7 protein-coding genes are annotated in these 15,532 nt (G+C 40.4%); 3 read left to right on the top strand and 4 right to left on the bottom strand.

The features are described 5' to 3' along the window. Nucleotides 1–36 precede the first annotated feature (36 nt). Nucleotides 37–1,647 (top strand): sulfatase, encoded by a 1,611-nt coding sequence (locus tag C7972_RS03130; protein WP_110354720.1) that lies wholly within the window; start codon nucleotides 37–39, stop codon nucleotides 1,645–1,647. 266 nt (nucleotides 1,648–1,913) lie between these two features. Here the strand turns inward: C7972_RS03130 and C7972_RS03135 are convergent, their stop codons facing one another. The 4 genes from C7972_RS03135 to C7972_RS03150 form a co-directional block, all read right to left on the bottom strand. Then, on the bottom strand, nucleotides 1,914–4,136 hold the full coding sequence (locus C7972_RS03135; RefSeq protein WP_110354721.1) for a molybdopterin cofactor-binding domain-containing protein: 2,223 nt from the start codon (nucleotides 4,134–4,136) through the stop codon (nucleotides 1,914–1,916). 12 nt (nucleotides 4,137–4,148) lie between these two features. Continuing rightward, a complete protein-coding gene (locus tag C7972_RS03140; RefSeq protein ID WP_110354722.1) occupies nucleotides 4,149–4,613 on the bottom strand; it encodes a (2Fe-2S)-binding protein in 465 nt (154 codons plus the stop codon). Nucleotides 4,614–4,843: 230 nt separating this feature from the next. Next, on the bottom strand, nucleotides 4,844–6,304 hold the full coding sequence (locus tag C7972_RS03145) for a sulfatase (RefSeq protein ID WP_110354723.1): 1,461 nt from the start codon (nucleotides 6,302–6,304) through the stop codon (nucleotides 4,844–4,846). A 140-nt stretch (nucleotides 6,305–6,444) separates the two neighbouring features. Then, entirely contained in the window at nucleotides 6,445–10,545 is a 4,101-nt protein-coding gene (locus C7972_RS03150) for a two-component regulator propeller domain-containing protein (protein ID WP_110354724.1), read from the bottom strand. A 318-nt stretch (nucleotides 10,546–10,863) separates the two neighbouring features. Between C7972_RS03150 and C7972_RS03155 the strand changes: the two genes are divergently transcribed. After that, on the top strand, nucleotides 10,864–13,911 hold the full coding sequence (locus C7972_RS03155; protein ID WP_110354725.1) for a TonB-dependent receptor: 3,048 nt from the start codon (nucleotides 10,864–10,866) through the stop codon (nucleotides 13,909–13,911). Between the two features lie 12 nt (nucleotides 13,912–13,923). Next, the gene (locus C7972_RS03160; RefSeq protein WP_110354726.1) at nucleotides 13,924–15,483 is read left to right on the top strand and encodes a RagB/SusD family nutrient uptake outer membrane protein; all 1,560 of its coding nucleotides are present in this window, start codon (nucleotides 13,924–13,926) and stop codon (nucleotides 15,481–15,483) included. Nucleotides 15,484–15,532: the final 49 nt, after the last annotated feature.

Here is a 15,532-nt window from a genome sequence, read left to right on the forward strand (position 1 = left end):
CCTATATTAGTAGCCTTATTAAAACCATCCAATTATATGAAAGTTTTATCTCTATTTTTCCTTGGCACCTTGTGTTTTTTATCAATGAACAGTTGTGCTGAGAAAGAAGGGAAGAAACCCCAAAAGCCCAACTTCTTATTTATTATGTCCGATGATCACGCCTATCAGGCCATTAGTGCCTATAGTGATCATTTGATTCAAACCCCAAATATAGATCGGTTGGCCAAGGAGGGCATGTTGTTCAGAAACGCTAGTGTTACCAACTCTATCTGTGCGCCATCAAGGGCCACAATACTCACCGGGAAACATACCCATATTAATGGGAAAATAGACAATCACAATCCCTTCGATACTACACAGGTTACCTTTCCACAGATATTTCAGAAGGCGGGTTACCAAACGGCTATGTTCGGGAAACTGCATTTTGGAAATAATCCCAAGGGCGTGGACGATTTTATGATTCTCCCCGGGCAGGGACATTATATTAATCCGGATTTTATTACCCCAAAGGGCGATACTACGGTAACCGGGTATGTAACTGATATCATTACGGACATGAGTTTGGAATGGTTGGATAAGAAACGGGATCCCAACAAGCCGTTTTTTTTAATGTATTTGCACAAAGCACCACATAGACCTTGGTGGCCAAGGGCGGATAAGTTTAAGGAGTATACCCAAAAAACCTTTCCTTTACCGGAAACCCTTTTTGACGATTATACGAATAGGGGCACTGCTGCCAAAACAGCAGAAATGAATTTGTTATACCATATGCAGTATAGTCATGATAGCAAGATTTGGCCCGAAACTTTAGAGGCCATGGGAGGAGTAGAGCCATTTGTGGAAGGTTCCCAGGCCGATGTTTATAACGAATTCAATCGAGGAAACGAGGAGCAAAGGCAAGAATATAAGCCTATTATAGATGCCATTAATCAGGATTTTAAGGAAAAGTGGCCTACGTTTACGGATAAGGAAAAAATGATCTGGAAATACCAAAGGTATATGCAGGATTATTTGGGAAGTATTTCCTCCGTGGATGACAATGTTGGGAGGGTATTGGATTATCTGGATGACAATGGTCTGGCCGAAAATACGATAGTGGTCTATACCTCGGATCAAGGGTTTTATTTAGGGGAGCACGGTTGGTTCGACAAGCGTTTTATTTATGATGAATCTTTTAAAACACCCTTGTTGATTCGCTGGCCCAATGAAATTAAGCCAGGAACCACTGAGGAGGAAATGGTACAAAACCTTGATTTTGCCCAGACTTTTTTGGAAGCGGCACAAATTGAAGCACCAACTGATATGCAAGGGGAAAGCCTTTTACCGTTGCTAAAAGGGAAATCGGCCCAATGGAATCGAGAAGCTGTTTATTACCATTATTATGAATACCCAAGTGTACATATGGTTAAACGTCACTACGGCATTGTGACCAAGGAGTATAAACTGGCCCATTTTTATTATGATGTGGACGAATGGGAGTTATATGATCGTAAAAAAGACCCCAAGGAATTAAACAATGTTTATGATGACCCGGCCTATGCGGAAATAGTGCAGGAGCTAAAGGAAAAACTGGCCCAGCTTAGGGTAAAATATAAGGATTCCAAGGAGTTGGATGATAAATATATTGAACAGTCCAAAAAATATTAAAGTATTTTTTGTTGGATTCTTATATAGCAGTATTGGGTAATCGATTTGGCATTGGTTCTACTATGTCCCTTTTCCAAGGGAAGGGGCCTATTATCAGCTTTTATTAATTTGATAGTTCCGAGCCGATACTATGTTTTGGTTGCGCCACCTGTGTGATTTAGCTCATGACATACCTATTTTAGGGGTATTCGTGAACCTTCGGTTTCTCCCTGCCGGTCTAAATGACCTATGCTATTATAATCAGTTTGACTTTATGGAATATTGGCCTATGTATTTAATATCTTATCTGGCGTAATCGGCAGATCGTAAACGCGTTTACCACATGCTTTATAAATGGCATTGGCAATGGCAGCTGCAGATGGCGGCATGGCGACTTCCCCAACGCCATAGGCAGTTTCCTTAGGTCTATTTATTATGGCCACTTCCACTTCGGGTATTTCCGAAAAACGTAAAATGGGGTATTTTATCCAATCTGTACTAGTGATTTCCTTTGTATTGAAAGTTACTTGTTCCTTTAGGGTCCAGCTGGCTGCCTGGATCATACCTCCTTCAACCTGATTTGTAATTCCATCCATATTGATTACTTCGCCAACATCTACGACCGCCCACATTTTGATTAACTCAATATGGCCATTTACTTTATTAACGGCAACCTTGGCGGAAACGGCAATATAGGCGTCCGAATTTTTATAGCGCATAAAGGCATATCCAATCCCCTCACCATCCAATGTATTTTGTGAGTTGGTCAAAGCTTTAACCTTTTGGATTACCGCTATGGCCCTTTCGTCTTCCAAGTGGTTTAATCGAAAATGTAAGGGGTCTTGTCCCGCCTTTTCGGCCAAGGCATCCATAAAGGATTCAACGGCAAAGATATTGGTGAAAGATCCCAAGCTACGTAATGAGGATACTCGAAAGGGTCCGTCATAGTAGTGTGCATTTAGCTTTATGTTGGGAATAGTGTAATAGGGGTCGGCATTTCTATGGCCTCCTCCCAAGTATCCTCTCGATTTCATGGTGAATGGTACTTCCAAATACCTGGCTGCCAATACCGTTCCGGCATCTTTATTGGGGCGCATACTGTGGGAGTCCGACCACACCTCGGACTTCCAAGAATTTATTCGCTGGTTTTCATCCAAGCTGGCTTCCAATTCTGTAATCAATGCAGGGCCATAAGGGTCCCATGAATGCTCATCATGTCTGGACCATTGTACCCTAACATGGGCGTTGGGGTATTCCAAAGCCAAAATCGCTGCATCGGTGGCGGCATCATCTGCTGTGCTATGACCAAAACAGCCAGCCCCAGGAACGGCTTTAATATGTATTTTATCGGTCTCCATAGATAACATTGTTGCCAATGCCTCCCTCAAAGGATATATTCCCTGACTATGTGACCAGAGGTGTAATACTTCCCCATCAAACATGGCCAGTCCACAAGCTGGGCCTAAAGAAGCGTGTTTAAGATAGGGTTTGGTATATCTTGCCTTGACGGTTTCCACCCCTTTAAAAGCTGCTTCCACGTTACCTTCTTTCCTTATGGTTTCAGGATTATCGGCAATCTCTTTTATATGCGTAAATAGATTTTCAGGTTTGGGAAAGGGTGTGGAAGTAGTCCATTTAGAGTGGTTCCTAAGGTATTGTTCTGCCTTTACCGCTTGGTATTCCCTTTCGGTAATAACGCCCACAAAACTACCTTTTATGACCGTTTTAATTACCCCTGCCACTTCGGCCTTTAAGCCATTCCCATCTATGGCGGTCAGTTGGGAAGTGTATCCTGGAGGTCTAACCACCCTTGCGTGTACCATGCCTGGGAAGCGTAGATCCTGGATGTACACAGCTGGCCCTTGGACCATGTTCAATATATCTGTTCTGGGAACAGCCTTTCCAACATATCGATGTTCCCGGTAGTCCTTAATGGGAACTGGAAGGCTTATTTCCCGATCTATTTGTTCCCCTTCAAGGATTTCAGCAAAAGTGTAGGATTTGTCATCCAATTTGGACTTAACAATGCCGTTGTAAAGCATTAGGTTGTCAACACTGGTGTTTAGTTTTTTACCCGTCAGGGCCAACAATTCCTGTCTGGCCGTAGCAGCTGCAAAACGAACGGACATAGCGCTGTTTTGAATAGAGGCGCTGGCACCGGTATAGCCTTCGTTTGGAGTGATACCAGTCTCTGCTAAATGCACCTGTACCTTATCAAGCTCCATATCCAATTCTTCAGCGGCCACCTGTTGGATGGCAGTGCGTATTCCCTGTCCCAGTTCTACCTTTCCCGATAGTATCATTATACTCCCATCTTCCAATATTTTCAACCAAGCGTTTACGGTTTTGGCACGCCCTATGCTGCCAGGTAGTTTTCTATTGTAATTCACTCGGGCTGCCATTATAGGGTCTTCTGTACCTGAGCAGGACCCCAACAATGTGAATCCTACACTGATATAGCCCAAGTTTTTTATAAATTTTCGCCTAGATTGAAGTGGTATGGCAGTCATGGTAGGTTGGGGTTAAAGGTTTTTGGCCGCAGTTTTAATGGCGCGGATAATTCTGCTATGACTGCCGCAGCGACATAGGTTACCTTGCAGTGCATTTCTAATTTCCGCCTCATCAGGATTTGCGTTTGTATTTAAAAGGCTAACAGCGACCATTACCATGCCATTGAGGCAATATCCACATTGGGCAGCTTGCTCGTTTACAAATGCCTGCTGCACGGTGTGTAGCTTGTTCTTTTCAGTGGCAAGACCTTCCAGGGTGGTTATTTCGGCATCCCCAACAGATGATACAGGTAACATACAGCTAGTAGAAGCACTTCCGTTTATAAGGATGTTGCATGCTCCGCATTGGGCAAGCCCACAGCCAAATTTTGGACCGTTTAGTTCCAAATAGTCCCTCAATACGTAGAGTAGTGGTGTGTCGGCTTTCGTTTCCACTTTTTTTAGGGAACCATTGATGTTGAGCTGGTAGGTTGGCATAGCAACGAGTTAAGCTTCTAAGATAATGAATTGCTTTTTTAAAACAAATGAACTGGAAATTATCGAAAGCAGGAATCCATAGCTTGATGGGTTTTTTGTTAGACCTTGGAAAACTTCTGCTATTACTTACTTTACTTTGTTTGTATATGGCAGCAATGTAGGTAACTAATTTGTTTCTTGCTTGAAGTGGTGGTACCGTTCCAATATGACGGATTTTTGGACTGCAGTATTTATCGTTGGTTTTTTTCTTGGATCATCCGTTGTTCAAAGGTCGCGTTGTATTCAGGATTGCTTTGGCTTGGAACCAAGGCATGGGTTGCTGTTCGCCACCCTGTTAATTTTTTATGGAGTTCCTGAGTTTTATCCGGGTTTTGTTCGGCAACATTATTTTCTTCACTTGGGTCCGAGGTTAAATTGTATAGCTCCAAAGCACTGTCTTCAAAATATTCATGAAGTTTCCAGTCGCCCGAAATTATTACGGAACCTGGGCGGGTACGGAACAGGGGATCTCGACTACCATCCTGTATTCCTTGATATTCCTGAAGGTAGATGGGAAAATGAAAATATAGTTCTCTATCAAATAGGGGTTTACCATTAAAAATAGGTGTAAGGTCCATACCATCAAGTAGCTTGGCACTTTTCTTTGGTTTTGCAATATTTTGTAGGGTAGGATAAAAGTCCATATTGCTTACACGGACGGTAGAGCTGGAATTAGGTTTTATTCTTTCGGGCCATTTAATCAGTAATGGCACACGGATTCCCCCTTCATAATAAGAACCCTTTCCTGCACGCAAGGGATTTTGTTCGGATATGGCCCTAATCCCACCATTGTCCGATGTAAATATTACCATGGTATTTTTTTCCAATCCGTTTGCTTTTAGCGAGCTAAGTAGTTTGCCCACGTTTTCGTCCATGGAGGCTACCATGGCGGCATAGTCCGGTCTATTTTGACCATTGGAACCTTTTTTATCCTTAAATTTTTTTATTAGTTCCTCTTTGCCCATTATTGGGGTATGCACCGTATAAAAAGGAAGGTAAAGGAAAAAAGTGGTGTCACGGTATTTTTCAACAAAAGTGATGGCCTCCTTGGTGATACGGTCCGTTAAATACTCCCCATCGGGTCCATGGGTTATATGGTCTATCTTATAAGGGGAAAAATACCCCCCTTTCCCAGGATTGCCCTTGGCGCTTCCACCAATATTTATATCTATACCCTGTTCTTTAGGATTATTGCCTACGTGCCACTTCCCGAAACTGCCGGTGACATATCCTGCCGACTTCAACATTTGTGGGAGGGTGTATATGGTGTCGTTAAGATGATCCGTATTTTTTATAGGAATCAATTTCCGCGTCTTGGAATTTCCGCGGTCCGATGGACTTACCGTATAAACGCCGTGTCGTGGCGTATTAAGTCCGGATAGGAGACAAGCACGGCTGGGAGCGCAATTTGCAGCTGCGGCATAAGCATTGTAAAATATCATACCCTCCTTTGCCAATTTATCCAGATTGGGTGTTTCGTAATATTGGCTGCCCATAAAACCTAAATCTTTCCATCCTAGATCGTCCACGTTAATGAGTACGATATTGGGCAGGGACCTTGGTGATGCGTTATCTTTGGACGACCTACAAGATAGTAAGGTTGTGGCTAAAACCAAGGCAATAATTATGGGGAGATGTTTTAGGTATTTCATTTGTGTTGGGAATCCGGCACAGGGGCTTTAGTATTTTGATGGATATTGATTCAAATTTACCCTAAAACATTTACTTTGGGGATACATTTTGTATCAAAGACAGGGCTTAGATGTTGAATGTGGCTTTGAAGATTCCCATTTTATCCATTTTTTTCGGTTGTCTCTGTTGTATATTGTTTGGCAAATTCGGTCGGACTTTTTCCAAACTCCTTGCTAAAGCATTTGCTAAAATATTTTTGATTATTAAAGCCGGTCATATAAGCCACTTCGGAAATATACATTTTGTTTTTCTTTAATAGCTGGGCAGCTCTTTTTAAACGTATCTGCTTAATAAAGTTCACCGGAGTGTCATTGACTATGGCCTGAAGTTTTCTATAAAGATTGGCCCTGCTCATACCCACTTCCGAGGCCAGGTATTCCACACTCAGTAAATGATCGTCCATAGAATCTTCAACAATTTGTATCAGTTTTTTTATAAATCTTTCCTCATTGGAATCTACTTCAATATCAGAGGGTTCGGAGGTGATTATTTTGCTGTACTTTTCTTTTAGGTCTTGCCTGGTCATTAAGGCGTTCTTTACTTTCCATTTTACAAATTCTAGACTGAACGGCTTTTCTATATAATCCTCCGCTCCCAAACTCAGGCATTCAATTTTTGTTTCATCCGAGTTTTTTGCGGTCAACATAAAAATGGGAATGGAATTAATGTGATTATTCTCCTTAACCCGTTTTAGCATGGAAATGCCGTCTTCAATTGGCATGAGTATATCGCAAATTACCAATTGGGGCTTGTCTTTTAGAATGATGTCGTAGCCCTCCATACCATTCGAGGCTTCAAGTACATAGAAATCATGTTTTAATTCCTCTTTTACCATAAACCTCAGGTCATTATTATCCTCAACAAGCAATATTTTGGGTTTATCTGACTTAATGGATTGTGATTTTGCTTCAAATTCAGTGGAGACTTCCTCAATAACCTGAAATTCTGAATTATGGATGAAATTTTTTGTTAGAGGTTTGCCTGTGTTTATCCTTTCTTTTTTATTGAAAGCATTTTTATAGATCGGTAGAAAAAAGGTGAATTCAGTGAATACGCCCTCTTCACTTTCAACCCTAATGGCACCGTGATGTCTTTCCACTAGTTTTTGAACCAGTTCCATTCCTATACCGGTACCAGGAATTTGATTGCTATAGGCCTTTGTCGCCTGATAATAACGGTCGAATATATGTGGCAAGTCTTTTTCAGGTATTCCGATGCCATTGTCCCGAACACTGCATTTAATATAGGGGCCTTTTTTTGTGTCCTTTGATATTAAGTCCGGATCGTATTTATTTGACAGCTCAAGAAAAACACTGATCTCACCTTTTTTAAGGGTATATTTAAAGGCATTGGAAAGCAGGTTAAAAAGTATTTTTTCCAAAATATCAACATCGTACCAGCCCCTTATTTCATCCTTGTCACAGATAAAATTGTATTTTATTTCATATATCCTGGCAAAATCGTTGAAGGCATTTTTAATGATGCTTATATCCTTTACGATATCATTTTTGGATATACGCAATTTGAGTTTGCCTTCGTCAAATTTTCTTATATCCATTATCTGATTGATCAGCCTATGCATTCTAAGGGTATTGTTGTAGATGCGTTGGGAGGTAAGCGGGCTCAAGGTGAATTTCTTTTCCTTTACTACTTTTTCAATAGTACCAAGAATTAAGGCCAAGGGTGTGCGCAATTCATGGGATATGTCTGTAAAGAAGACCATTTTCATTCGGTTGAGCTCATTGTCCTTTTCTCTGCTGATGGTTTCTGTGACTAAATTTTTCTTTAAGGTATACCATCTCTGGACGAGCAAAAAAGTGATATAGATGCATGTCGATAAAAGCAATGTGTACACTAAATAGGCCAGATTACTTTTCCAATACGGCGGGGCGATTACAAAGCTAAGTTCTGCAGGCTCCGTATTCCAAACCCCGTCGCTATTGGAGCTTTTCACCTTAAAAGTGTATTTTCCAGGGGGTAGGTCATTATAATTGGCATTTCTATTGGAGGCCTTTGTATGGTGCCATACATCGTTAATGCCATGTAACAAATAGGCATATTCATTTTTGTTGGGAGCGGTTAAATCCAATGATGAGAATTCAATGGCAATGTTATTATTGTTGTATGGCAATTTCAAATCCTGTGATGTATTTATCGAAAGGATTTTGGAAGTAAAATCTTCTGTTTTTAGATTTTTGTTTTGGTCGCCTAATACGGTAAAATTGGTTATTATCGTATTGGGTTGCAAATATGATTTCTTGTAATTCTTGGCATATACGCTATAAAATCCGCCTGGGCAACCAAAGTATAGGTTACCGTCTTTGTCTTTGGTATGGGAATTAAAGATGAAATGACTTTCGGCTAGGCCATCTTCAATTCCAAAATTCACGAATTTTTTGTCCAAGACCTGAAAACGTGATATTCCCCCATGGGTGCTTAGCCATAGATTACCGGACATATCCATTTCAATACTGGAAATGGTCGAGGACAATAAGCCTTCCTTTTTGCCAAAGGATTTTATGGTTTGGTCTTGGGCGTTGTAAAAATTTAAACCCCCGCCCCTTGTTCCGATCCATAGGTTTCCTTGTCCGGTTTCCATTAAACTTAGTATGGCATTAGACGATAGGCCATCCTTGATCGTAGGATTGAATGTCCTTATTTCTTCCTTTATTAGGTCAACCTTAAAAAGACCATCCCCTCTTGTGCCTACCCATAAATTTTGCATTTTGTCCAAATGCATTACCGAAACATTTTTCCCCATTAGATGGGAGATAGTTTTTAATTTAAAATCTGAAATATCTGTAACGGTATTCACAATGTCGATTCCACCACCCCACAGACCTACCCAAATTTCATTCTCATTTAAGGGAACTATATCTTTTATGCCTTTGGAAAATTGTTTTAAGGTGTCTACTTCCAAGGTTTCATTTTTTTGGGAATAGTTATTGGATTTTATAAGGGACGTGCCAAACCCGATCAAAAGCTCTTTTCCTTCGTAATTTTTTTTTACAACGGTATAATTTTCCTTGGTGGCCAGTAGGAGTTCGCTGATGTTTAACGCTTTGTTAAATCGGTATAGCCCTTTTTGGTTTATGGTCATTAAAAATTCCCGTTCATTTTCCTTCATTAAGGCTTGGGGAAAGAAATTGGTTAAATTTTCATCTATGCAAGTATATTCGAATATTGAAGTTCTACCTATATATTTATTGACCCCTTTGTTTGTTGCTATCCATAGATTATTATAACGATCAAGAGCCAAGGAGTTGATACCACTTTCGTTGGTGGCGCTCTGATTGTTGGTGTTATTTATGTTTTCAAAAGTATATTCATTCTTGTTGCGTATTCCCTTTATTAGACCGGATTGGGTTCCTATCCATAGGGTTGAGGTTTCCATTTCTTGGGTTAATGTGGTAACTTTTGGTAAGAGGGATTTGTTACCTGGAAAATCGGTATAGGTTTCCAATATTTTCAATTGGTTATTCGCCTTTCCATAACCGAGTACAAAGAGACCTTCAGTGGTGTTTGCAATAAACTTGTTGTTATTTGTGTTGATTAGTAAATCTGTGTTTTTGGTAAATCCGGTTTCAATCAATTTATTGCCCTTTCCAAAAACTTGTATTCCATTAGGAGAAGCGAACCACATTCTGCCAAATTTGTCTTCGGCGAAATGATTGATCTGTTTCTCCTTGGCCCAAATGCTGTTTTCTTGTTTATAATTAAATTCGGTCTGAAATACAATGCTCTCGACCTTCTCATGGGGAAGTATTTTTACGACCCCGGTATTGCGTAAATTGGCCCATATGGTGCCGTTCGAAGATTTCCCCAAAACTTTTGAGGTGCTGTTTTTGTAATAGCCTTTGAATCTATTTGCTTTTCTTTCGTATAATATCAAGTAGCTTTCACTTCCTATCCATAAATTTCCAAGATCATCTTCAAGTATTGAGTTTATGCTATTGTTGGGAATCGAGTGTTCATCAAAAACATCATATTGATTTTCTATAAGGGAATGACCATCATATCTATAGAGTCCACTATCTGTTCCCAACCATAGAAACCCCAAATGATCTTCAAAAACCACATTTGTTTTTTTATTAAAGGGAATTCCGTCTATGTGTAATTTGTGAATATAGGTTCTATTTTCCTGGGACAAGCCGCCTAGATGGAACAGTATTACAAAAAAGAAAATTGTCAGGGTCTTCATGGATTTCTAATTGCACCTTTATGAAACAGAGTGTCCACTAAGGAAACGTTTTGGTACCCGCCCTCGGACAATCTTGAATTGTATAATTCGTATTCGATAGATAATAAATGTACGGGTCTAATAAGGAGTACAGGGGAACCTTATGTCTAAATATTAGGGTAATTATGTTGCATAATTAAGCTATTTAAGCCTTTAAAACAAGCGCATGCAACATAATTGCACCTATTTGGGATTTATAATCTTAGAGCACCCTATACATTTACATAATCCCGATTGTTGTGGAATGATCGGATTTAATATTAACCAACAAACACCAATATGAATTTAAAAAGAATATTATTGCTACTGCTGTTTTTCAGTATTGTATCGCTACAGGCTCAGCAAATTATAAGCGGAACGGTTACCGATGAATCTGGTCAGCCCCTTCCCGGGGTGAACGTTATAGTTCAGGGGACAGCGAACGGGACTGTTGCGGATTTTGATGGAAATTATTCGATAAATGCAGCGGAAGGAGCTGTTTTGGAATTTAGTTATTTGGGTTTTTTAGCTCAAAATGTTCAAGTGGGAAAAGCAACTACAATTAACGTGGTGTTGCAGGAAGATGTTTCCCTATTGGATGAGGTAGTGGTCATTGGATATGGTACCTCTTCCAAGAAAGACTTGGTTTCTTCGGTATCAAGTATTAAATCGGATGTTTTGGAAAACCAACCGGTGGCAAGGGTAGATCAAGCCTTACAAGGTAGAGCTACAGGGGTAGAGGTTACTTCCAATAACGGATCACCTGGTACGGGTTCCACCATTCGTATTAGGGGTAACAGCTCCATCAATGGAAATAATGATCCATTGTACGTAATAGACGGTTTTATTGCAGGGACAGGTTTTAATCTTAATACTATCAATGTCAATGATATAGCATCGATTGAAATTTTAAAGGATGCCACTGCTCTTTCCATATACGGAACGAGGGGTGCTTCTGGGGTAATATTGATTACGACCAAAAATGGTAAGGGAATGGCTCCTGGTAAGCCAGTAATTGCCATTAATCATTATCAAAGTATACAGGAAACGGCCAACCGCATCAATATCCTAGGCGGTAGGGATTTTATTGATTACAAAAACGAATCCTATCAGTTTGTGCCCGGGCCAGACGGTTTTGGGTTTACGGACACTACCCTGCCATTGGTTTTGGATCCGGAAAATACAACCACCACAGATTGGTTGGATTTGGTAGAGCAACCTGGTTCCATCTCGAATACGGATGTGTCCATAACGGGAAATTCTGAAAACGCCAATTATTTTATTTCTGGAAATTACTTTAATCAAAAAGGATTGCTAAGGGGATCTGGTTTGGAAAGGGTGAATTTCAGAACCAATCTTGATGTTAAGGTTTCCGATAGGTTTAAGACCGGCATTAGAACAAACATAACGCATTATAAGATAGAGAACAATAAAGTGAATTATGGCAATATTGTTTCCAGTGTTTTGCCAATAAGACCTATTTATTTGGAAGATGGAAGTTTCTCTTTTGAAAACCCTATAAGTGCCGGTCTGGAGCGAAACCCGGAAGCGGATATACAACATAGAGTGGATCACGACTTGGTTACCCAAATCATAACGAATGCCTATGCAGAGTATGAATTGGCAAAAAATCTTTCGTTTAAATCTACTTTTGGGGCACAGTTAAATTATGTGAAGCAGAACAACTACTTGCCCGGGATTCTTCCCGAACGTGTAAATGGTGGGTTCGGTAGAATAAACACCAATTTCTCTAAAAGTATTTTGAATGAGAATACGCTTAATTATAACTTGGATTTAAATGATCATTCCTTGAAGATTTTAGGAGGTTTTACCTGGCAGAAAGATAGTAACGAAAGTACATTTTCAGAAGCCGATAATTTTCCAAATGATGTAGTATCGTTCAATAACCTTGCACTTGGTGATTCGGAAACGGCAAAAGTTGGTTCCGGTTATGGCCAACGAACCCTTACTTCCTTTCTTGGTCGTGTCAACTATGGCTACAAAAGTAAATACCTTCTTACTTTGGTAGGCAGATATGACGGGTCTTCTGTATTTGAGACAGGTAATAAATATGCCTTTTTTCCTTCTGTAGGTGCCGCTTGGAACGTTGATGAGGAAGAGTTTATGGCAGATTCCAATGTAATCAACAGGTTTAAAATAAGAGGTAGTTATGGTATAGTTGGGGAACAAGGTGTTGCTGCCTACAATTCTATTGCAACCTATGCCAATACCACAACGGTATTTAATGGTTCTTCGGTAAATGGGGTGCTTGTTGGGCAGGTTCCCAGTAGTGGTTTAACTTGGGAAACAACCAAACAGATGGACTTAGGTCTAGAATTGGGCTTTTTGAACAATAGGATTTCCTTTGAGGCGGATTATTATAAAAAGACAACAGATGATTTACTTTTATCAGTGGCCTTGTCGGGCCAGGTAGGAGCCAATTCAACCACCCAATTACAGAACTTGGGCTCAGTAGAAAACAGAGGCTTTGAGTTTGGTCTAAATACCATCAACATACAGAACGATAACTTTTCATGGGAGTCCAACCTAAGTATATCCTCTAACAAAAGTGAGATATTGGAGTTGGATGATCAAGAGTATATTTCTTTACAATCTACTGGTAACCAAGGAGGTAATTCAGCTAGGTTGATTGTTGGGGAGGCACTGCCAACCTTTGTAGGCGCCAAGTACTTAGGAACCTATAAGACAGCTGAGGAAATTACTGCAGATGGAAGGGCGGGCCGCTCGTTTATTGGAGGCCCTAGATATGAAGATGTAAATGGGGATACCAATATCAATGATGAGGATTTTCAGGTGTTGGGTAGTCCGGTTCCTGATTTTTATGGAGGTTTTAGAAATACCTTCAAGTATAAAAACCTTTCATTGGATGTATTTTTTCACGGTAGTTATGGTGCCGAAATCTGGAATGTGCGAACCCAGACTGCCTACTATGGTAGGGGGGAACAAAATGTGGATCCTATCGTATTGCAACGTTGGATAGCCGGGGTAAATGAAACTTCCGATATTCCAAGGGCTGGTCCATCCAATAGTCTATTTAACGTAAATAGTGATTTGAACATAGAGGATGGTTCTTATTTGAGATTGAAAACGATGACCTTAAATTATGATATTCCTATGGAATCAAAAGGACTCGGAAATGTATTCAGCTCAATGAATGTATATGTAACCGGAACAAACCTTTTCCTTTGGTCCGACTTTACTTTGGGTGATCCGGAAGTGAATGCTTTTACTGCAGGTAGCGGACTAGGTTCTGTTTCCCAAGGTTTTGCTTCAGGCCAATATCCATATGCCAAGACGATAACCCTAGGTGTAAAACTAGAATTTTAAAAAAAAACAGATATGAAAACTATAATAACAAGCAAATTTTTGATGCTACTTGTGGGCTTACTGGTTTTGAGCTCATGTGACAAGTTTCTGGAAGAAGATTTAAGGGACGAGATTACACCGGATGCTTTTTTTACCAATGATAAAGAAGCTGAACTTGCTGTAAACGGTGTTTACCGCCTATTTCACAATAACAACCTTTACGGACAACGTGGGCTGGACAATTATTACACAAGTGGTGCCGATATACAGGCCGCCAATAGAAACGTGAACAACGAGATACACAATTATCTCATTCAAGAAGGTACAGCAGATGGTAATGGTACTTGGATCCAACTTTATCGTGTGATAAACAATACTACCGAGTTCATCTCCAATATTGAAGGAAATGAAAGTTTATCGCAAGAAGCAAGGGATCAAAGAGTGGGGGAGCTGATCTTTCTAAGGGCATTGGCCTATTATCATTTGACCAATCTTTGGGGCGACGTTCCGTTTTACACCGAACAATTGCCGGTTCCCGAAAGATCTCTGCTGGGGAGAACGGCAAAAGCGGAAATTAGAAGTGCCATGAAAATAGATTTGGCAAAGGCTTTTGACCTATTGCCCAGTTCCTATTCCGGAAGTAATTTGGGTAGGGCCACAAAGTGGGCAGCAGCAACCCTTAAGGCCAAATATCATCTTTTTGATAAAGAGTGGGGATTGGCAAAGATAGAATGTGATATAGTAATTGATCAAAGTCCACATGTGCTTTTGGATGATTACGCCGATGTGTTCGACCAATCCGATCCAAGCGCCCAATACAACAACGAATATATTTTTGTTATTGATTTTGAGGCCGATTTGGTTGGGGAATTATCTACCACAAGAACGGATGACTACAACCCCCGTATCAGGGATGAACCAGCCAACCGAAATAAAGATACTGTAGTAGACGGGGTCTCTGGGTCCAAGGTGAATATATTTCAAGGCCTGTTGCGAACAAGAAATGAAGATATGACCGGTTATGGTTGGTCGGTACCTTTGCCAGAGTTTTCTTTACAAGAAAATTGGCAGGATGGCGATTTACGTTATGATGCCACCATTGTAACCGAATATTTAGGCTGGAAATTGTCGTTCCCATACTTTCGTAAAAATTGGAATTTGGACCAAGAAAATTCGTTACGTGGCAATCACCCCGAAAACTATATCGTATTTCGTTTGGCGGATGTTTATTTAATGGCGGCTGAAGCCGAAAACGAGGCAAATGGTCCTGGTAATGCCTATGCCTATGTAAATAAGGTTAGGGAACGCGCTTTTGAGCCAGATCAACCTTGGAGCGGTATGTCGCAAGTGCAATTTAGGGAGGCCATGTACGACGAGCGAAGGTTTGAACTAAGTGCCGAAGGCCATCGCCGTATGGATCTTATTCGCTGGGGTATTTTATTGGACAGGGTAAAATCTGTTGAACATCGTTCATGGAACAATCCTGCTGCCAACATTCAGCCTTATCACGTTTTATTGCCCATTCCGCAAAATCAGTTGGAATTGAACCCAAATTTATTGGAGTCGGATCCTACGAACAACGGATACAGGTAATGCATTAAAAATTTTACAGCCATGGGACATATATTTTTTGTTCCATGGT

Origin of the sequence: Arenibacter sp. ARW7G5Y1, from assembly GCF_003201775.1 — a bacterium.
GTDB lineage: Bacteria > Bacteroidota > Bacteroidia > Flavobacteriales > Flavobacteriaceae > Arenibacter.

Excerpts from the sequence above, each read along its gene's own strand:
- C7972_RS03145 (WP_110354723.1), bottom strand. The coding sequence starts at position 6,304 with ATGAAATACCTAAAACATCTCCCCATAATTATTGCCTTGGTTTTAGCC.
- C7972_RS03150 (WP_110354724.1), bottom strand. The coding sequence starts at position 10,545 with ATGAAGACCCTGACAATTTTCTTTTTTGTAATACTGTTCCATCTAGGC.
- C7972_RS03140 (WP_110354722.1), bottom strand. The coding sequence starts at position 4,613 with ATGCCAACCTACCAGCTCAACATCAATGGTTCCCTAAAAAAAGTGGAA.
- C7972_RS03130 (WP_110354720.1), top strand. The coding sequence starts at position 37 with ATGAAAGTTTTATCTCTATTTTTCCTTGGCACCTTGTGTTTTTTATCA.
- C7972_RS03135 (WP_110354721.1), bottom strand. The coding sequence starts at position 4,136 with ATGACTGCCATACCACTTCAATCTAGGCGAAAATTTATAAAAAACTTG.
- C7972_RS03160 (WP_110354726.1), top strand. The coding sequence starts at position 13,924 with ATGAAAACTATAATAACAAGCAAATTTTTGATGCTACTTGTGGGCTTA.
- C7972_RS03155 (WP_110354725.1), top strand. The coding sequence starts at position 10,864 with ATGAATTTAAAAAGAATATTATTGCTACTGCTGTTTTTCAGTATTGTA.